Annotated in this window: 17 protein-coding genes; 3 read left to right on the plus strand and 14 right to left on the minus strand. The window is 42.7% G+C overall.

All coding sequences use genetic code 11. The features are described from left to right. Nucleotides 1-28 precede the first annotated feature (28 nt). The 3 genes from G5S32_RS15350 to nrdD form a co-directional block, all read right to left on the minus strand. A complete protein-coding gene (locus tag G5S32_RS15350) occupies nucleotides 29-1210 on the minus strand; it encodes an amino acid aminotransferase (protein WP_165312912.1) in 1182 nt (393 codons plus the stop codon). A 122-nt stretch (nucleotides 1211-1332) separates the two neighbouring features. Next, the gene (gene nrdG / locus G5S32_RS15355) at nucleotides 1333-1806 is read right to left on the minus strand and encodes an anaerobic ribonucleoside-triphosphate reductase-activating protein (RefSeq protein ID WP_165312913.1); all 474 of its coding nucleotides are present in this window, start codon (nucleotides 1804-1806) and stop codon (nucleotides 1333-1335) included. An 18-nt stretch (nucleotides 1807-1824) separates the two neighbouring features. Continuing rightward, nucleotides 1825-3945, minus strand: coding sequence for an anaerobic ribonucleoside-triphosphate reductase (gene nrdD / locus G5S32_RS15360; protein WP_165312914.1), 2121 nt, complete (start codon nucleotides 3943-3945; stop codon nucleotides 1825-1827). Between the two features lie 308 nt (nucleotides 3946-4253). On the opposite strand from nrdD, the gene G5S32_RS15365 reads away from it, so the two are divergent. Beyond that, nucleotides 4254-5147 carry an endonuclease/exonuclease/phosphatase family protein gene (locus G5S32_RS15365; protein WP_207621648.1) on the plus strand — a complete coding sequence of 298 codons (894 nt, stop codon included), beginning with the start codon at nucleotides 4254-4256 and terminating at the stop codon, nucleotides 5145-5147. Between the two features lie 107 nt (nucleotides 5148-5254). Here G5S32_RS15365 and G5S32_RS15370 read toward each other — a convergent pair whose 3' ends face one another. From G5S32_RS15370 to G5S32_RS15390, 5 genes are all read right to left on the minus strand, one after another. Further along, nucleotides 5255-8422, minus strand: coding sequence for an efflux RND transporter permease subunit (locus tag G5S32_RS15370; RefSeq protein WP_165312915.1), 3168 nt, complete (start codon nucleotides 8420-8422; stop codon nucleotides 5255-5257). 2 nt (nucleotides 8423-8424) lie between these two features. Then, on the minus strand, nucleotides 8425-9429 hold the full coding sequence (locus G5S32_RS15375; RefSeq protein ID WP_165312916.1) for an efflux RND transporter periplasmic adaptor subunit: 1005 nt from the start codon (nucleotides 9427-9429) through the stop codon (nucleotides 8425-8427). Between the two features lie 96 nt (nucleotides 9430-9525). Then, nucleotides 9526-9984, minus strand: coding sequence for a YeeE/YedE family protein (locus tag G5S32_RS15380; RefSeq protein ID WP_165312917.1), 459 nt, complete (start codon nucleotides 9982-9984; stop codon nucleotides 9526-9528). A gap of 57 nt (nucleotides 9985-10041) precedes the next feature. After that, nucleotides 10042-10461 carry a YeeE/YedE family protein gene (locus tag G5S32_RS15385; protein WP_165312918.1) on the minus strand — a complete coding sequence of 140 codons (420 nt, stop codon included), beginning with the start codon at nucleotides 10459-10461 and terminating at the stop codon, nucleotides 10042-10044. 38 nt (nucleotides 10462-10499) lie between these two features. Beyond that, the gene (locus tag G5S32_RS15390; protein WP_165312919.1) at nucleotides 10500-10802 is read right to left on the minus strand and encodes an ArsR/SmtB family transcription factor; all 303 of its coding nucleotides are present in this window, start codon (nucleotides 10800-10802) and stop codon (nucleotides 10500-10502) included. A 156-nt stretch (nucleotides 10803-10958) separates the two neighbouring features. On the opposite strand from G5S32_RS15390, the gene G5S32_RS15395 reads away from it, so the two are divergent. Continuing rightward, entirely contained in the window at nucleotides 10959-11144 is a 186-nt protein-coding gene (locus G5S32_RS15395) for a YgaP family membrane protein (protein WP_102942180.1), read from the plus strand. Between the two features lie 68 nt (nucleotides 11145-11212). After that, nucleotides 11213-12910 (plus strand): FAD-dependent oxidoreductase, encoded by a 1698-nt coding sequence (locus tag G5S32_RS15400; RefSeq protein ID WP_165312920.1) that lies wholly within the window; start codon nucleotides 11213-11215, stop codon nucleotides 12908-12910. 345 nt (nucleotides 12911-13255) lie between these two features. On the opposite strand, the gene G5S32_RS15405 is transcribed toward G5S32_RS15400, so the two are convergent. From G5S32_RS15405 to G5S32_RS15430, 6 genes are all read right to left on the minus strand, one after another. After that, a complete protein-coding gene (locus G5S32_RS15405; protein ID WP_165312921.1) occupies nucleotides 13256-14629 on the minus strand; it encodes an L-cystine transporter in 1374 nt (457 codons plus the stop codon). A 268-nt stretch (nucleotides 14630-14897) separates the two neighbouring features. Next, nucleotides 14898-15851 carry a phosphoglycerate dehydrogenase gene (locus G5S32_RS15410; RefSeq protein WP_207621649.1) on the minus strand — a complete coding sequence of 318 codons (954 nt, stop codon included), beginning with the start codon at nucleotides 15849-15851 and terminating at the stop codon, nucleotides 14898-14900. Beyond that, complete coding sequence (locus G5S32_RS15415) at nucleotides 15851-17371, minus strand: tripartite tricarboxylate transporter permease (RefSeq protein WP_165312922.1); 1521 nt, start codon at nucleotides 17369-17371, stop codon at nucleotides 15851-15853. The genes G5S32_RS15410 and G5S32_RS15415 overlap by 1 nt, the downstream gene beginning before the upstream one ends. 19 nt (nucleotides 17372-17390) lie before the next feature. Further along, the gene (locus G5S32_RS15420) at nucleotides 17391-17867 is read right to left on the minus strand and encodes a tripartite tricarboxylate transporter TctB family protein (protein ID WP_165312923.1); all 477 of its coding nucleotides are present in this window, start codon (nucleotides 17865-17867) and stop codon (nucleotides 17391-17393) included. A gap of 53 nt (nucleotides 17868-17920) precedes the next feature. After that, nucleotides 17921-18880, minus strand: a complete 960-nt coding sequence (locus tag G5S32_RS15425; protein ID WP_165312924.1) for a tripartite tricarboxylate transporter substrate binding protein — start codon at nucleotides 18878-18880, stop codon at nucleotides 17921-17923. Nucleotides 18881-18989: 109 nt separating this feature from the next. Beyond that, nucleotides 18990-19865 carry a dihydrodipicolinate synthase family protein gene (locus G5S32_RS15430; protein ID WP_165312925.1) on the minus strand — a complete coding sequence of 292 codons (876 nt, stop codon included), beginning with the start codon at nucleotides 19863-19865 and terminating at the stop codon, nucleotides 18990-18992. Nucleotide 19866 lies beyond the last annotated feature (1 nt).

A 19866-nucleotide genomic window follows, 5' to 3' on the forward strand; every position in this document is an offset into this window, starting at 1 on the left:
GTTCACCTACTCAAACTGAAAAATGTATTTATAAAACTTTCATTATTGCATCCGCCACATAAGGGATGTCTTTTTCCGTTAATCCAGCAATGTTAATTCGACTATCTGCAACACCATAAATGCCAAAATCTTCGCGCAGACGTAACATTTGCTCTGCTGTTAAGCCTAGCATAGTAAACATACCTTTGTGACTTTCTATGAAATCAAATTGTGAAGTATTGTGTTGATTTCTCAACTGGTTACATAAGCTTTGACGAAGAGTTAACAGACGCTGTTGCATTTCTACTAATTCATTTTTCCAAATTATGGTTAATGCATCACTTTGCAATACCGTTTTAACCAGAGCTGCGCCATGATCAGGTGGCATCGTATATGTTGTACGAGCCAATGTAAGTAGCTTACCTTTCGCATTTGCCGCTTCCGTGGCATTTTTTCCCAGCACCATAGCTGCTCCAGTACGTTCACGGTAAAGCCCGAAGTTTTTCGAACATGACGTAGTAATCAACATCTCTTCTACACGCTCCACCATGTAGCGAATACCTTTTGCATCCTCTTGCAAACCTTCACCAAAACCTTGGTAAGCGATGTCGACAAATGGGGTGAACCCATTCTTCTGAGCCAGATCAGTAATCGCCTGCCATGCAGAGAAATCAATATCTGCGCCAGTTGGGTTATGGCAGCAACCATGAACCACCACAACATCTTTAGGACCTGCTTGTGCTAGATCTGTCAGCATACGCTCAGCATCAACCATTTTGGTGTGTTGGCTAAAGTAGCTGTAAAACTTCACTTTCAAGCCAGCCGCTTCCATAATCGGTTTATGGTTCACATAGCTCGGATCGGTTAGCCACACCGTGGTTTCTGGCTGAGCAAACCTAATTAAATCAGCAAGCATACGTAAAGCACCACTTGCTCCCGGAGTTTGAATTACGGAGATGCGGTCACGTACAGGCGTATCAGCCAGCACTAAATTCACCATGCACTGATTGAACTCCTCACATCCTGCAAGGCCAACATAGGATTTTGATTTTTGCGTTTTTGCCACAATCTCTTGGGCTTGTATAATCGCTTGCATGATAGGCGTTTCGCCTAAGCTATTTTTGTAAACACCAATACCTAGATCGACCTTTTGCGCACGAGGATCGTTACGAAAAGCCGCTGTTAGAGAAATAATTGGGTCAAGAGTAGGTGCAGTTAAATGAGAGAACATGAAAGTCATAGCCTTTTGAAATTCAAGTGATGAGTTTCAAAGTAACACTATCGCAGTGCTGTCTCAAGATACTTGTTTGGTAAGAGTTTATTAGCCTCAACGACCGAAGCTAATAAACCAAATCAGGATTGAGATGTGAGGTAATGAACGACCTGATTACTGCTGCCCCGCCAATCTAAACTTGGGTCTGCAAGATCCTTTACGAATTTTCCATCCACTAATACATCGATATATCCCAGTACTTGCTTTTGCGCTTCACTGAGGTCAGCCAACACATAGCCAGTCCACAGCCAGATATCTTTACCACTGCATTCTTTCTTTACTCGTTTAACCAACTGAAGAACGGTAGACACGTTTTGTGGATGAAGAGGGTCACCACCAGAGAGTGACAAACCGCGTTTCGGTATCCGAATATCGTTTAAGTCAGCAATGATGCGATCTTCTAACTCTTGTGTATAGGGATGACCAGAACGTAAAGACCATGTGCTCTGGTTATAACAGCCTTTACAGTTGTGTTCACAACCGGAGACAAACAGTGCACTGCGTGTCCCCGGTCCATTGACCACATCAATAGGATGATATTGATGGTAGTTCATATCTAAATCGCATTTCGCCTATAGATGTTTTACACGGCGTTTAACTTCTTCTTGTTTACCGAAATTAAACGGACGAGCATCAGGACTACCCAAATAGCCACATACGCGACGGGTTACTGATACTTTAGACGAATCATGGTTGCCACATTTAGGGCACACAAACCCTTTACTAGTACAGTCAAATTCGCCAGTGAAGCCACAGCTGTAGCACTCGTCAATTGGAGTATTCGTGCCATAATAAGGCACACGAGAATAGCTGTAGTCCCAGACATTTTCTAACGCTTCAATGTTGCGCTGCATGTTCGGGAATTCACCGTAGCAGATAAAGCCACCGCTCGAAATTTCTGGGTAAGGCATCTCGAAATCAATCTTATCGTATGGATTTACTGTTTTTTGTACATCCAAGTGGAAACTGTTGGTGTAGTAACCTTTGTCAGTGACTCCTTCAATAACACCAAACTCTTTGGCATCAATTCGGCAGAAACGACTACATAAGTTTTCACTTGGCGTACCGTACAGGCTGAAAGCGTAACCTGTTTCTTCTTTCCATTGATCGACTGCATCACGTAAGCGTTGAATAATGTCAATCGCGTGCTGACGCAGTACCGCGTCATCGTAAACATGTTCTTCGGCACCAAACAGAGCGGTAATGGTTTCGTGTACACCAATGTAACCAAGAGAGATAGAAGCGCGGCCGTTTTTGAAAATCTCAGTGATTGAATCGTCTGCTTTCAAGCGAACGCCACATGCACCTTCCATGTATAGGATCGGAGCGACACGAGCCTTCACTTTTTCCAAGCGACTAATACGAGTTTCAAGCGCACGGCGAGCCAACTTCAGTTTGCTATCTAACAATTCGTAGAACTTGTTCAAATCGCCTTTCGCTTTCAAAGCGATACGCGGTAGGTTCAAACTCACTACACCAAGGTTATTACGACCTTCATGAACAAGTTCACCGTTTTCTTCATAAGTGTTCAGGAAGCTACGACAGCCCATTGGTGTTTTGAAAGAACCAGTTACTTCAACCACTTTGTCGTAGTTAAGAATGTCTGGGTACATACGTTTTGATGCACACTCCAGAGCAAGCTGTTTGATATCGTAGTTTGGATCCACCTTCTTGTGGTTCAAGCCATCTTTAATTGCGAATACCAATTTAGGGAAAACTGCCGTTTTGCGGTTTTTACCTAAGCCTGCAATGCGGTTTTTCAAAATAGACTTTTGAATAAGTCTTGATTCCCAAGAGGTACCCAAACCAAAACCGAACGTCACAAATGGCGTTTGTCCGTTAGCTGTGTGCAGTGTATTTACTTCGTACTCTAGAGATTGGAATGCGTCATAACACTCTTTTTCAGTGCGAGCTTTAGCAAATTCTTCTGGACTGTGAATATCCCACTCTTTAGCGATTTCTAAATGTTTTTCATAGCTCGCTGCGACATACGGAGCAAGGATTTCATCAATACGGTTGATTGTAGTACCACCGTAGATATGACTTGCAACCTGAGCAATGATTTGAGCCGTTACAGCAGTCGCAGTAGAAATGGATTTCGGCGTATCAATTTCCGCGTTACCCATTTTAAAACCGTGCGTCAACATGCCCTGCAAATCGATGAGCATACAGTTAAACATCGGGAAGAATGGTGCGTAGTCAAGGTCATGATAATGAATATCACCTTCTTCATGCGCTTGAACGATGTCACGAGGAAGAATACGTGTTTTCGCATAGTGCTTAGCAACGATGCCCGCTAGCAAGTCACGCTGTGTTGGGATTACTTTGCCATCTTTGTTGGCATTCTCGTTAAGAAGATCAGCGTTACTTTCTTGAATTAAGCCTTCGATTTCTTTGGTCAACGCGCTTTGCTTTTCACGAGAAATATCGCGGTCGTGGCGATATTCAATGTATGAACGAGCTAATGCTTTGTACGGACCTTGCATTAGCTCGTTCTCTACCATCGTCTGAATTTCAGCGATATGAACTTCTTCGTAATCTTTCAATTTGAGTTCGACAGCAAGTGCAACATTCAGAGCGTAAATAGCCAACTCTTTATCCACATGTTCTGCGGCACTTTCAACTGCAGATTGAATACGATCCCTGTTAAACGGGGCTTTAGAGCCATCACGTTTGATCACGATAGGTTTCAAAATTTCTCCTTACCCCAGCATACTCACAGACTTATCCACAAACACACTATATAGGGCTTCTTATTATCCAACTGACACTATATGTTGTGTCGTATTTAACCTCCGACATCACCTAAGAGTATTGATATAGATCAATGGATTTAGACCACCGAACAGAATTGATTCAATCTTACGGCTCGAGATCTCAAACTTGTAAGAAATGCTGCAAACCGCAAAAATTGTGATACCAGTTGTTGATTTTTCACGAAGCCTGATAGATTAAGCGCTGCCAAAAAATGGACTAAAGATGCAATGGAAGGATTGAAAAAATGCGTCGATTTCAAGCTTTATTTGCCACGATTTTCTTTGCCATACCCGTTACCTCACATGCCGAAAAATTAACCATAAGCACCTGGAATATGGAATGGCTTACGGTTAACCCAAATCACCATGTTTATGAGGGCAAACGAAATGACCAAGACTTTTCCGTATTAAGTTCATACTTTGCCAAGCTCAATGCCGATGTGATTGCCTTTCAAGAGGTAGACAGTATAGAAGCATTCAAGCGGGTGAGCTCACCTGAGTATTCGATAGTGCTTTCAGACAGAAATTTACCGCAATACCGCAATCATCAGTTTTCCGATATTAACCAGTACACCGGATTTGCGATTCGTAAAGGCGTTCCTTTTGCGGATCCAAAAGATGTCGATCTGTACGGTAAAGGAAATCATAAACTCCGATTTGCCTCTTATGTGGTTCTCTATCCTGACAGTGCAGCACCCGTTCATACATTGTCCGTGCATTTAAAAGCAGGGTGCACTGGGAAATTTTATTCGCAAAAAGAGACCTGCCAGACACTTTTAAACCAAGGACAGAATCTCAACTTCTGGATAAAAGAACGTGAGAAACTTGGGCAAGAATACGTGATTACGGGTGATTTCAACCATAACTTGAGCTTTAAGCAAGATTGGCTTTGGACAACTCTTACTCAAGGTTTAAAACAAGCACCAAATCTCGCGACTAAGAACACACAGGCAGAGTGTAAAGTTCGAAAACGTAACGAGGGCAAACAACTGCATCAATTTCGTTCTGTGATTGACCACATGATTGTCAGCCCAAAACTCAATGCGTCTAACGCTAAACAAGTGGTTTATAAAGACCAAGATGCGCTCAACTATCACTTGAGTGATCACTGCCCAATTGTCTCTTCGTTTAATTGGTAATCAATCTACACATCAAGACTTAATGTAGCGGATCAAAAAATGCCTCACTGCGTATTGGCTTACACGGTGAGGCATTGATACAAAGTCACTAACTACACATCCCTATTCTAAATAGGATCTATCTCAAAACGTCTTTTCATCACCACATAGTATAGGACAGGGATAACCAACAGAGTCAGGATTGTTGATACAAAAATCCCGAAAATCAAACTTATAGCCAAGCCGTTAAAGATTGGGTCATCTAAAATGAATACCGCTCCTATCATCGCGGCAAGTGCCGTCAGCATAATAGGCTTCGCACGCACCGCTGCCGACTGAATCACTGCTTCAGAAAACGCAGCACCCGCTTCGACTTGCTGATTGATAAAATCCACCAGCAGAATCGAGTTTCGTACGATAATGCCTGCTAGCGCAATCATCCCAATCATTGAAGTCGCGGTAAACTGCGCCCCTAACAGCGCATGCCCCGGCATAACACCAATGATGGTCAATGGAATAGGCGCCATAATGATTAACGGCACTAAATACGACTTAAACTGAGCCACAACAAGCAGGTAAATTAGGATCATACCGACCGCATAAGCGATGCCCATATCACGGAAGGTTTCGTAAGTAATGGTCCACTCACCATCCCATAAAATAGATATGCCATTAAGCCCATCCGGCTGATTGATATAGTACTGATCAACCGTCATCGCTTTATCCAGTTCACCAATCACATTGAACATTCCGTAAAGTGGACTATCCACACTGCCTGTCATGTCACCTACTACCATCACCATAGGAACAAGGTTTTTATGGACGATGTAATTTTCCATTGGCGTTTGACGAACCGTTACCAAATCAGATAGCGGATACGCATTACCCGTCATGCTGCCCACTTTCATATTCAGAACTTGTTCTAAACGTACTTTCGCTGTTTCACTTGCCTGAATCTGAATTGGGATCGGATATTTGCTGTGCTCGCTGTGCAAATACGTAACCGCCTTACCTCCAATAGAAGTCGCTAGTGCATCAACAATCGACGCATAAGGCACTTGGTAGTGTGATGCTTTGCTTCTATCAATCACAACTTGCCATTTCTGATGAAGCTCTGGCAAATACATATCCACATCAACAATGTCAGGAGTTGTTCGGAACACTTCACGCACTTGTCTCGCAGCTTCATTACGAATTTCAGGCGTTGGACCATACACTTCCGCCAGAATTGGCGACCAAACCGGAGGCCCAGGTGGCACTTCTACCACTTTGACTTTACCGTCAAACTTATCCGCGACACCTTTTAAGATCGGGCGAATTGAACTCGCAATTTCATGGCTGTCTCGGTCACGCTCTTTACGTCCGGCAAGGTTGACCTGAATGTCGCCCTGATTTGCCTGATTGCGCATAAAGTAATGGCGAACCAAACCGTTGAAGTTAATCGGCGCTGCCGTGCCCACGTAGATTTGATAGCTTTCCATCTCTGGAACTTTGTTTAACTCTGCGCCCATTTCAAACAGCACTCGCTGAGTTCTTTCTAGCGACGTGCCTTCGGGCATATCCAGTACAACTTGAAACTCAGACTTGTTATCAAAAGGCAGCATCTTCAACACAACGGCTTGGAAAACCGGAAGTAGTACCGAGCCAGCAATTAAAGCAAGAATAGCCAAAAGCAACATAAAGCGATTGCGACCTTGGTTTTTCGCCGTCACAAATGGAGCCATGATGCGATGGAAAACCGAATTCGTTGCGCCGCCCTCTTGATGACCATGCGCCGCTGGTTTTAAGAAATGTCCAGCAAGCCATGGCGATACTACGAATGCTACCGCCAACGAAATGAGCATACCCATAGACGCATTGATTGGAATTGGGCTCATATATGGCCCCATCAAACCAGAGACAAATGCCATAGGTAATAGTGCAGCAATAACCGTTAATGTCGCCAGAATGGTTGGTCCACCCACTTCATCAACGGCAGGAGGAATAAGCTCACTCAGTTTTTGCTTACCCATCGCCATGTGTCGATGAATGTTTTCCACCACCACAATTGCGTCATCAACCAGAATACCTATTGAGAAAATCAGTGCGAATAGCGATACCCGGTTGAGGGTAAAACCCCACGCCCAGGATGCAAATAGTGTGATCATCAAGGTGACGACAATTGCTAAGCCTACGACCGCAGCCTCTCGCCAGCCCATGGTTAACACCACTAAGATGACAACCGCCGTGGTTGCAAACGCAAGCTTACCTATCAGCGTGTTACTCTTGTCTGCGGCGGTTTTACCGTAGTCACGAGTGATTTCAACATTAATTCCTTGAGGTATAAGCTGGTTTTCTAACTCGACCAAACGTGATTCGATTGCGTTCGCCACGTTTACCGCGTTCTCACCACCTTTTTTGGCTATGGCTAATGTCACAGCTGGATAGATGCCTTGCTTGTCGCTAGTCCATACATTTTGTGTTGGCGTATTCACACCAAACTTCACGGTCGCAATATCTTCCAGATATACAGGCGTATTGTTATGTAAGCCAACAACCAGTTGTTTGACTTCTTCTACACGAGTCAGGAATTGCCCCACTTGCACCGGGAACTCTTGGTTGTCATGAGTCAGCGACAACATAGTTGAACTGGAGTTAGCCGAAGGCAAATGCTGATTCAGTTGATCAAGGGTGATACCGAAGCTGTTCATCTTCACCGGGTCAAGACGCACATCAACGATGGTGTTATGACCACCCACAGTGTAAATGTCACGTGTACCATCAATGCGTTTTAGCTCAGTTTCCAATCCGTGAGCAACCTGAGTTAACTGCTGCTGGTCAAACTCGCCCGTCTTGTCAGCCAAAGTGATAGTAACAATAGGTACGTCTTCGATACCTTTGGGCTTGATAATAGGTTCACCCACGCCCACGCCTTGAGGCATCCAATCCTTATTGGAATAGAGCTTGTTATAGATGCGAACCACAGCATCATTTCGAGTTACACCCACATCAAAGATAGCAACAATCATTGCACCATCAGGTTGTGAGAAAGAGTAAAGCTTATCTATACCCTGAATCTCAGAGATGACTTGTTCTGCAGGCGTAGTCACCAAGCTTTCCACTTCGGCAGGTGAAGCGCCGGGGAATGGGATATAGACATCTGCGAATGTCACATCAATTTGAGGCTCTTCTTCTTTTGGCGTCACGATAACCGCGAAAAGCCCCATTAATAGCCCGACTAAAGCAAGCAATGGTGTCATAGCAGAGTTTTGGAAGGCCGCGGCAATGCGACCCGAAATGCCGAGTCGTTTGTCCATAATCACTTACCTTCTGCATTAAGAGCCATAGTAGAAATGACATCGCCCTCTTCAAGACCCGACAGCACTTCCGTATAGTCACCATAGGTTTGGCCTAAACGAACTGGATTAAGCACGCGGCTTTCACCTTGAATTCGAAACACAGAGCTAAGTTCTGCTCTACGCACAACCGAACTGTTCGGAATGAGGATAGTGTCTCTGTCACCATAGTGGAACTCGGTTTTCACCCACATACCCGGAACAAAAGAAGTGATTTGTTCAGGCAGATTCAGACGGATTTTGAAGGTATGAGATTGAGGATCCGCATAGCTAAACAAGCTGTATTGAGTTGGAAGAATGCGTTCACCCTGCGGTGACACCACTTCAAACTGGGCAACATCCAATACAGCGGGTTGATAACGTTGTGGGATCTCCGTTTCTACACGGAGTTTATCGGTAGAAAAACCACTTATCAGCGGCGTTCCCGGAGCAACTGTCTCGCCCAGTTCGACATGTCTTTGCGTAACCACGCCTTCATATGGCGCTGTTACACTTGTATAACCAAGGGATTCTTTGGCTTGAGCAACTGAGGCTTGAGCTGATTTCACGGCTGCGGCTGCGCTGCGAGCTCTTGCTTCTGCCGAGTCCATGACATCTTGTGAAATTGCACCTTTAGGGAAAAGTTGACGATAGCGCTTCACTTGCGCTTGGGCTTCTCTGTCTTGAGCAATAGCACTTGCCAGTTGCGCTTGGGCGGCATCTAACGAAGCGGATTGTTGAACAGCGCTGATTTCCAACAGCACTGTTCCTTTTTTCACGTAGTCGTTCACATCAACATTCAAGCCGACGATTCGGCCAGAAGTTTGTGAAGCAACGGTACCTTGATTAATGGGTTGAACAACGCCATCAAGTTGCACTACTTGCGAGAGCGACTCACTCTTTACGATGTAACGTTCACTGATCTGTTCTGCACTTACGTAACCTGAAGAGGCTAGCGCCGCAGCAATACTCAAAGTTAACCATCTCATAAGTCACTCTCCTTAGTGCTTAGATACCGCTAGCTACTTAGTTTGTATAAGTCGTTACCTATACTCGATTCCTATACATCTAATAGCATAGTATGACTAAGCTGTTTGTGATTGAGCTTGTTTACTATTCTTAATACAGATCAATAAGTTTGTTGCGCCAAGGCCAACCATCATACAAGCGAAGAAAATCCAAGCGCCTGAGTTACCCAAGGCAAGGCTTGAAACCACAGGTCCTGGACAAATACCTGCAATACCCCAACCCAAACCGAAAATTGCTGCACCGCCCAGTAAACGATTATCTACTGTTTTGTTTGTTGCCAAACAGAATTCTTCAGCGTTAACTGGCTTTTGTTTTGGTTTGATAAGGAAGAAGTACGCTGGCATAAACACCATCAGAGCTCCGCCCATTACGAACATCAAACTTGGATCCCAGTTTCCGGCTACATCTAGAAAACCCAATACTTTTGCAGGGTTTGCCATACCAGAAATGATCATACCAATACCAAACAACACGCCCGCCAACAGAGACGTTAATCGAAACAACATATTATTCATTTGAATGCACCTATTAGTTTAAAACTTAAGCTTATGTTTTAACTATAAAAGCTAAAATTAAAGAACATGGAAACGGACGAAAACCGTTACTGCTGCTACTGCCATAAATACGCAGGTAGCGACAATAGAACGCTTAGATAAACGTCCAATGCCACAGATGCCATGTCCGCTAGTACAACCGTTACCTAAACGTGTACCAACGCCAACTAATAGACCCGCAATTGCGAGCATTGCACTACTTGTTTCGAACTGAACTGGAGCTTCACCACCTAGCATCAACACAGCCAGCACGCCGCCAGAAATCATTCCCAGAGCGAACAGTAGTCGCCATGCAAAATCCTTCGTTTTTGGTGTCATCAAGCCCGTTAAAATACCGCTGATACCCGCTACTTTTCCGTTCATTAGCAACATCAATGTTGCTGAAATACCTAATAAGATGCCTCCGGCCAAAGATTCCCATGGAATGGAAAAAGCCATAACTACCTCTATAAATTAAAGTTTTAAATTAAAAAATATTACCCACAAAACGTCGTTTGCAGGCTTTGAATCAGTTGAGTTACACGGTTGTCTGCGAGCGAATAAAACACTTGTTGAGACTCTTTACGAGCCTTAATAAGACCATGTTTACGTAACACGGTTAAGTGTTGAGAAAAAGCAGACTGGCTCAAAGCTGAGCCTTGTTGCAACATACCCACACCAACTTCACCTTTGGTTAGTTGGCATAAAACCATTAAGCGCTCAGGATGCGCCATAATTCTTAGCAGTTCAGAGACTTCCGCTGCATTTTTCTTCATTGTATTAATGTTGACAGCTTCCATCGTCTAACCCTCATTTAAATCGTTGAATTAGATTCTACTAATAAATAAACATTAGTCAACGCTTATTTAGTATTTATAAAATTAGATGAATTAACATTAGACATTTCTAATTTAAGGTTCTATAGTGATTGCATTAATCCAGCGGAGGGTAACAAAATGACTATTGAAAACGGTGTAAGAGTATTAGCTGGCAGTATGATACTGATCTCAGTAATTTTGACTGCATTCGTCCACCCTAACTTTGTTTGGTTGACGGTTTTTGTTGGTGCCAACCTGATTCAGAGTGCCTTCACAGGGATATGTCCAGCAGTTTATTTTCTGAAAAAATTAGGCTTACGTTAGTAGCTCGTAACAAAGCTATCAAACAACTTTGATAGCTTTGCGAGCCAAAACAAAACTTGGAGTAAATTATGACTAAGATCGTGATCATTGGTGGTGTTGCAGGTGGTGCTTCTGCCGCGGCTCGTGCTCGTCGTTTAAGCGAAGATGCACAAATCATTATGTTTGAACGTGGGCCGTTCGTTTCGTTTGCCAACTGTGGGTTGCCATATCACATCGGTGGAGACATCAAAGAACGCGGTAATCTTCTACTACAAACGCCGGAAAGCTTCCTTGCGCGTTTTAATGTAGACGTACGTGTGATGAATGAAGTACTCCGCATTAACCGCGAAGAAAAAACCATCACAGTTCGTAATCTATTAGACCAAAGTGAATACACAGAAAGCTATGATTTTCTACTTCTAAGCCCAGGCGCTGGCCCAGTAGTTCCACCGATCCCAGGTTTAGATAACCCATTGACGCATTCACTGCGCAACATTCCAGATATGGATAAGATTATCCAAACCATTAATACCAACCAAGTTGACCACGCAACGGTTGTGGGTGGTGGTTTTATCGGTTTGGAAATGATGGAAGCGTTCCACCAGCTTGGTATTAAAACCACTCTGTTAGAGATGGCTGACCAAGTGATGACGCCAGTAGACCGTGAAATGGCGGGCTTTGCTCACGCAGAAATCAAAGCAAAAGGCATCGACTTACGCTTATCTACCGCTCTGAAATCGGTAGAGTTCAAGCCAACAACATCACTCGCAAGTATGGATTCTGGTCAAGCAGAGCACCAACATGTGAATGGCGAACTTGAGCTAACGCTAAGCAATGGCGACACACTTACCACTGATATTCTTATCATGGCCATTGGTGTGCGTCCTGAAACCAAATTGGCGTCAGAAGCAGGTCTGCAAATTGGTGAACTTGGCGGTATTTATACTAACGATTACATGCAAACCAGCGATCCATCCATCTATGCGGTTGGTGATGCTATTGAAGAAAAAGATTTCGTAACGGGCAAGCAAACATTGGTGCCTCTTGCTGGTCCTGCAAACCGTCAAGGCCGTATGGCAGCAGACAACATGTTAGGCCGCAAAGAAACTTACCAAGGTACTCAAGGTACTGCGATTTGTAAGATCTTCGATTTAGCTGTCGCTTCAACTGGTAAGAACGAGAAGCAGCTAAAACGTGAAGGCGTTGAGTACGAAAAAGTGTATGTACACACGGCTAGCCACGCGAGCTACTACCCAGGTGCTGAAGTAGTTTCGTTCAAAATGCTGTTCGATCCTAAGTCAGGCAAAATCTTCGGTGCGCAAGCAGTGGGTAAAGATGGTATCGACAAGCGTATCGACGTGATGGCGGTCGCTCAACGTGCAGGTATGACTGTTGAGCAGTTACAGCACCTTGAGCTGACTTACGCGCCACCATTCGGCAGTGCGAAAGACGTGATCAACCAAGCGGCATTCGTAGCGAACAACCTCATCAAAGGCGATTCAACTGTAATTCACTTTGACGAGATTGATAACCTAACTGAGGACCAACTACTGCTTGATGTACGTAACCCAGGTGAGCTGAAAAATGGACACCTACCAGGTGCAGTAAACATCCCAGTAGACCAGTTACGTCAACGTATGAATGAACTGCCAAAAGACAAAGAGATTGTGATCTACTGTCAGGTGGGTCTGCGCGGAAACGTGGCATACCGTCAGCTAGTAAACAACGGTTATAAAGCACGTAACCTACTAGGTGGTTACCGCACTTACCTGTTTGCTAAAGCATAAGGTTTAAATTTAATAATTACCACCGCCCTAGGCGGTTGTTTAAGCCTGATAAAAAAGAAATAGCCAGCACAAATTGTGCTGGCTATTGACTTATAAGGCCATGAATAAATAACTCATTCATACATAAAAACGGGTTACACAGAATATGAGATTTGAAGTGTTAATCTACAAACAGAGAATGAAAGATCGCTTTACATTCAGAAGACCCGTTGCATTTTGACTACTAGAAAATCAGATAACTCTTCTAATTATTTGGGAAATAAACAACTAAACTATTTATATCTTTTTGCTACTTCCCAACTATTTAGACACTTAAGTTATCAATGTAGATTACCGTCTATTTCATTAAGCTTTCTGAGTTGTCAGATCTTCATCTGAGACTGCTTCACCTAGGATTCGGCTTGTAATGGTACCTGCAGTCATCGCACCAGACACATTTAATGCGGTACGCGCCATATCAATTAGAGGTTCAATAGAGATAAGCAATGCAGCAATTGTTACAGGTAAGCCCATCGCTGGCAGAACAATCAATGCAGCAAACGTCGCACCACCACCCACTCCAGCAATACCGAATGAACTAATAGTGATCATAGCAACTAGAGAAACAATGAAATGGATGCTTAACGGGTCGATCCCTACACTTGGCGCAACCATCACTGCAAGCATTGCTGGGTAGATACCAGCACAACCATTCTGACCGATTGTCGCACCGAAAGAAGCCGATAGATTTGCAATTGCTGGCGGAACACGCAATTTCTCTATTTGTGCTTCTACGTTCAGTGGAATTGTTGCTGCAGAGCTACGAGAAGTAAAGGCAAAAGCTAGAACAGGTAAAATCTTAGTGAAGTACTCTTTAGGGCTCACACCCACAAAAGAAACCAACACACCATGCACCACAAACATTAGAGCAATAGCAACATATGATGCAACTATAAAGCTAAGCAGATTTAAAATATCTGATGCGCTAGACGTTGCGACCACTTTCGCCATCAAAGCAGCAACACCGTATGGAGTTAGAGCCATGATCATTTTCACAAGGCGCATAACTACATATTGAGCATTTTCTACAAAGCTACGGATAGACGAAGCAGACTCTTCTTTTTCAATCATCACTTTACGCGCAGCAATGCCAGTAAGAACACCGAAAATGACTACTGCGATGATCGATGTAGAACGAGCGCCAGTCAAGTCAGCAAAAGGGTTAGTTGGAATGAAGCTGATTAACATTTGAGGAATGGTTAGGTCGCTTACGCTTGACGAGCGGCTTTCAAGTACTGCAATACGCGCGGTTTCACGAGCGCCTTCTGTTAGACCTTCAGCACTCAAACCAAATACATGAGCGATACCAATACCAATAATCGCAGAGATCGCTGTAGTGAAAAGAAGTACTCCAATAGTTAATCCTGAGATTTTGCCCAGAGAGCCACCTTTCTCCAGTTTAACTACCGCAGAAATCATAGAAACCAGAACTAAAGGCATGATGACCATTTTCAATAAGCCAACATAACCGCTGCCAACCACTTTTACCCAATCAAGAGTTTGACCAATAACTGGATTACCTTCACCAAAAATAAGCTGAAGACCAAGACCAAACAAGCTGCCTGAAATTAGTCCCAAAAGAACTAGGCGTGAAAGTGTGTTTTGTTTTTGCTGCTGTTTAAACAACAGAAAGAGAATACCAGCGAATACTGCTAAAGCTGCGATAACCGCGACTGACATACGACATTCCTCAGACAATGGAAAATGGGGGTTTCAGATATAACTCTGACAAAGGAGCGTAAAGTAGTGGTTTACCCTGAAATAATCCAATGCACATTTGTTCTTGGATATGCCAAATTGTTCTGATTAACCCAACCGATATGAAAAAAGGGAGCAAATGCTCCCTTTTTTCATATGGTATTAACTTAATTCATATAGAACAGAATGACTCCTACTACCAACATTCAACAGCTATAGACCAGCATTTATTCATATGACTTAAAGTTCTCTACATTTGGTTAACTATGTTTTTAGGCTTGCTGTTATGTACCAATAGTTCAATGATATTGTCTACCGCTTGGATACCTAACTCATTAATTGCACCATCAGTATACCCAGCGACATGAGAAGTCGCGACAAAGTTATCCAACGTAAATAGTCGGCTCTCTTTATTTGGTTCTACATCAAACACATCAAATGCAGCACCCGCCAATATACCTTTCGAGAGAGCTTGATACAAAGCGTCTTCATCAACTAAGCCGCCTCTTGAGCAGTTTACTAGGAAAGCCGTCTCTTTCATCATCGATAGCTTTTCTTCATTAATAATGGATTTCGTCGATTCAAGTAATGGTAAATGAAGAGAAACGAAGTCGGATTCTTTGAGCACCTCTTCAAGAGTACACAATTCGATATGATTCTGTTTTGCAAACTCTTGATTAGGGAATGGGTCATAGGCTTTGATCGTCATGTTGAAGCCTTTAGATCTCAATGCCACTTGCTGTCCAATACTTCCCAATCCAAGTATACCTAGCGTCTTACCATAAACATCTGTAGAGAATACTTTTGGCCATTCGCCTTTCTTCGTTTTTTCATTAGCAAATGAAATTTTACGTGCCACATCGATCAACATGCCGAAAGAATGGTCTGCGACAGCATGTTTGTTAGCATTTGGAACATTTGTAATGTAAACGTGATGTGCAGATGCCTGAAGCAAGTCGATATTGTCTACACCAACGCCATGCTTACAAATGATTTTCATATCCGGCGCATGTTTAAAGAAATCTTCATCAGTAGGCGTAAACGCTGTAATCATAGCCACAGCACCTTTTAATTCAGCAAATAATGCCTCACCACTTAACGTACTGTCGATTCTCACCAACTCGAAACCATGCTGCTCTAATTTTTTGACCGGAGCATCTGAATATTTTGCGAATGAATCTGAGCTACATAAAACTTTCATCATCAATTTTCCTTAAATTTTCCGTTTAAATTATGCGCTGCTTTTTTTGCTGATTTTTTATATTTTCTATAAACAGGTAATACAATCGATATTACAGACAGTAATACAAAGGCTAGACTAATTGGCCTAGTAAAGAATACACTCCAATCACCTTCATACATTGTCATTCCACGTCTAAAGTTTGATTCAACCATATAGCCAAGAATCATACCCAATACGATTGGTGCACTACTAAATCCGTATCTATTTAAGAAGAAACCTAACACACCGAAAATAAGCAATATCCATGCAGAGGTAAGAGTACCGCTAATGCCAAACGCACCAAGAATACACATTACCAATATGAAAGAAAGCAAATATGAACGAGGAATTTGAAGAACTCGCACAAATAACTTAATGCCTATTGATTGGAATACAAACATTAATATATTAGCAACTAAAAATGCGATAATGATTCCATAAGCGATATCTGGTGTATCAGTAAATAATGTTGGTCCAGGTTGGAGACCATGAATTAACAATCCACCCATAAGTATTGCAGCTGAAGCGTCACCCGGAATACCCAATGTCATCATAGGAATTAATGCACCACCAGTCATACCATTATTTGCTGACTCACAAGAAATAACACCTTCATTATGTCCAGTGCCGAATTTCTCTGGTGTTTTGGATAAGTTTTTTGCCTGATCATAAGCCAAGAAAGAAGCAATGCTACCACCAGCTCCCGGTATTGCACCTATGATTGCACCAATCAAAGAACTCAAGCTCCATACTTTCCATTGAGACAATGTCTCTTTTATCCTTGGATAAGCATTGTTAACCTTTATATTGCCTACGGATCCACCACTTGCCTTAGAAATGGCGTCATTGAGTATCTGTGATAACGCGAACAAACCAATCAGAGCGGGCATGAACTCAATGCCACCAATTAGCTCAGGAACACCACCTGTTAAGCGAATCACCCCTGTTAATGAGTCAATTCCGACCAAAGAGAAAAGTACACCCAGCAGGCCTGCAACCAATCCTTTGATAATAGATTTCCCCGATACAGACGCAATAATCGTTAAACCAAAAAGTCCAAGTGAAAAATACTCTATAGCACTAAATTTTAGAGCAATATTAGCGATAATCGGTGAAGCAAAAGCGAAGATAACGACACTCACTAGTCCGCCAATTAATGATGAAACAATCGCAAGCCCCAGCGCTCGTCCGGGCTCACCATTCTTTGCCATCGGATAGGCATCTAACGTTGTTGCAACTGAAGATGGTGTACCCGGAATATTCAACAATGCGGCAGGAATACTTCCCCCGGAAATAGCACCGCAGTATACACCTAACAACATCCCCATGCCGGTTACGGCTTCCATACTGAAAGTTAACGGTAGTAATAAAGCAATACCCATTGTTGCCGTTAATCCAGGTAATGAACCAAAGATTAACCCTAAGAATACACCGCCTGATATAGCAATGAATATTGTTGGGTTTAAGAACAAATCTGCTGCTGATATAAAATTCGATAACATGATTCCATACCTATATTATTTACGGTAAAGACAACTTAAACAAAACACCGAATATCACATAAATCGCGGTAGTTGAAGCACCAGAAAATACCATTGAAATAGCAATGCTCGAACGACTTGGCTTGATATCATTGATCATATAATCTGCCAAAAGTTTATATATAAATAAGAAAACAACTGTACTGACTACAAATCCGATATATGAAAGTGACAATAAGTAAGAAACAACCAAAAACACCGTGATCGATAACGAAAATATTTCATGCTTTGATAAACTTACATTCTTAGCATCATCTTTATGCAAAAAAACTTCTGTCACAAGTAAATATACCAACAAAACTTCAGCTATTAAGCTAAACCAGAATGGAATAAAACCAGGACCAGGATCACCGACAACTCCATATAGTTCCGGTATTTGTAATGACATATGAGTAAAATAGCCTAAACCCATAATAAGCAGCATATAAAATATATGCTTTTCATGTACACGAACCATAATCACCTCCCATTATTGTATATAAGGGCCATAGGCCCTTATATACCAGTCCATCACTTTTTAAGTTTCTGAGCAGTCTCAATAAAGGAAAGGGCAGTTTCTTTCATTCTAGTATTCAATGCGTCACCACTTGGTTGGTAATCCAGTACACTACCTTGGTTAGTAATCATCTCGATAAACTTAGGATCTGAAGCAGCAGCTTTAATTGCTTTATTCCAAGCTTGTTTCACTTCATCAGAGACACCAACAGGAGCAACAATACCTCGCCAGTTGGATAGTGAAATATCGTAACCAAGCTCTTTCAACGTTGGTACGTCTGGATAATTTTCCAAACGCTCATTACCCATCGTCGCTAGAAGTCTTAGTTTTCCAGATTTCAGACCTGATGCTAAATCACCCATATTCAGTGTTAGTGCATCAACATGACCACCCATTGCAGCAAGCACAGCTTTAGATGAACCGTCGTAAGGAATTTGTTTAACTTTGTAGTTCACTTTCGCTGCCAAGATTTCACTCGCTACATGCGTTGAACCGCCATATCCTGAAAAGCCAAACTTAATCTTATTTGGATTGGCTTTCATGTCTGCTTCGAACTCTTTCCAAGTTTGCCAAGGTCCATCAGCACGAACAGCGACGAGGTAGTCTTCTGTAATGATATTTCCCAAATAATCAAAATCACTGTACTTGTATGTTGCGTTACCCATACCTTGGTTGGCAAAAATTACGTTATTCGGGATAGTGACTGTATAACCATCTGATTTTGAATTCGCAGCTTTCGTGAAACCAAGAATACCACCGCCACCAGGCATATTTGATACCACGATAGTTTGTCCTAGAGACTTCTCTAGAGCTGGTTGTAAAGCCCGAGCTAAAACATCAGTACCACCACCAGCGTTGTAAGGGATAATCATGGTAATTGGTCGATCTGGATAGTTTGCCGCTTGTGCAACACAGCTAGTTGCTAGCATCAAAGTTACACCAAACGATTTGTAGGATAATTTAGTCACGTTCATTTCAGGTCCTTTTGTTATGTTGGATTATGCTGCTGACTTTATAGAGCCAGTCTACTAACTTAGAATTCAGGTACCCTAGAGCATATTTAGCTTGAGTACCTGTATGCTTTTATGAGTTATAAATTTCTAGTAACTTCTCTTCTTCTTCCTTGGTGAAAAAAACTGGATAACGGCTATCACCAACTTTCTCTCCAAGTAAATTCACCATTTTCTTCACGACTGCAGGGGCAAACGCAATCGGGTAAAGGTTGGCTCTCAGATAGTTGATTCTGTTCTGAGCTGTTTGCGCGAGTTCTTGATCATCGGAAATGAAACCTTGGTAAACCTGATTTACAAGATCTGGAACAATATTAGCGATACCAGAGATACATCCTACAGCACCTAATTGATAACCAGTCAAAATGAGTGAATCTGGTCCAGTTAATACATCAAAGTTTTCAGCTTGCTCGCTGACTGCCAAAAAGCCCTGAAGGCTTTCCAGAGAACCAGCACTATCTTTAATGCCGTAGATATTTGGATGCTTAGCTAGTTCAGCGGCAATTTCAGGTGTGATGGTATTGCCGGTACGAGCCGGAATGTTGTAGAGATAAATAGGAATCGGTAAAGCATCAGCGACATCTTGGTAGTATTTGATCAACTCTTTTGCACGAAGTGCAGAGAACCACGGTGTGATAACTGACACGGCTTTAATACCCATAGCTGCAACATCTAAACCATGTTGAATCGTCTGTTCTAGAGAAGTCTCACCGATATGAGTAACAACCAAGTCCGCGCTACCCGCCTGATCCAGACAAATCTCTGTCACTCGACGTTTTTCAGCATCAGTGAGTACGAAGAACTCACCATTCGTTCCGTTACAAAAGATTTTGTTTCCATTTTTTAGCTGGCGAGAAACTTGCTGACGTAATGCTTGCTCATCAAGCTTACCTTCTGAGTCAAACGGGGTAACAATGGCTACATGTGGCCCTACGATAGGATTACTCATG

Source organism: Vibrio ziniensis (assembly GCF_011064285.1).
Taxonomy (GTDB): Bacteria; Pseudomonadota; Gammaproteobacteria; order Enterobacterales; family Vibrionaceae; genus Vibrio; species Vibrio ziniensis.

Coding starts and splice junctions, on each gene's coding strand:
- G5S32_RS15420 (WP_165312923.1), bottom strand. CDS start 17,867: ATGGTTCGTGTACATGAAAAGCATATATTTTATATGCTGCTTATTATG.
- G5S32_RS15350 (WP_165312912.1), bottom strand. CDS start 1,210: ATGTTCTCTCATTTAACTGCACCTACTCTTGACCCAATTATTTCTCTA.
- G5S32_RS15390 (WP_165312919.1), bottom strand. CDS start 10,802: ATGGAAGCTGTCAACATTAATACAATGAAGAAAAATGCAGCGGAAGTC.
- G5S32_RS15370 (WP_165312915.1), bottom strand. CDS start 8,422: ATGGACAAACGACTCGGCATTTCGGGTCGCATTGCCGCGGCCTTCCAA.
- G5S32_RS15395 (WP_102942180.1), top strand. CDS start 10,959: ATGACTATTGAAAACGGTGTAAGAGTATTAGCTGGCAGTATGATACTG.
- G5S32_RS15425 (WP_165312924.1), bottom strand. CDS start 18,880: ATGAACGTGACTAAATTATCCTACAAATCGTTTGGTGTAACTTTGATG.
- G5S32_RS15405 (WP_165312921.1), bottom strand. CDS start 14,629: ATGTCAGTCGCGGTTATCGCAGCTTTAGCAGTATTCGCTGGTATTCTC.
- G5S32_RS15415 (WP_165312922.1), bottom strand. CDS start 17,371: ATGTTATCGAATTTTATATCAGCAGCAGATTTGTTCTTAAACCCAACA.
- G5S32_RS15365 (WP_207621648.1), top strand. CDS start 4,254: ATGCGTCGATTTCAAGCTTTATTTGCCACGATTTTCTTTGCCATACCC.
- G5S32_RS15375 (WP_165312916.1), bottom strand. CDS start 9,429: ATGAGATGGTTAACTTTGAGTATTGCTGCGGCGCTAGCCTCTTCAGGT.
- G5S32_RS15385 (WP_165312918.1), bottom strand. CDS start 10,461: ATGGCTTTTTCCATTCCATGGGAATCTTTGGCCGGAGGCATCTTATTA.
- G5S32_RS15400 (WP_165312920.1), top strand. CDS start 11,213: ATGACTAAGATCGTGATCATTGGTGGTGTTGCAGGTGGTGCTTCTGCC.
- G5S32_RS15380 (WP_165312917.1), bottom strand. CDS start 9,984: ATGAATAATATGTTGTTTCGATTAACGTCTCTGTTGGCGGGCGTGTTG.
- G5S32_RS15430 (WP_165312925.1), bottom strand. CDS start 19,865: ATGAGTAATCCTATCGTAGGGCCACATGTAGCCATTGTTACCCCGTTT.
- G5S32_RS15410 (WP_207621649.1), bottom strand. CDS start 15,851: ATGATGAAAGTTTTATGTAGCTCAGATTCATTCGCAAAATATTCAGAT.
- nrdG (WP_165312913.1), bottom strand. CDS start 1,806: ATGAACTACCATCAATATCATCCTATTGATGTGGTCAATGGACCGGGG.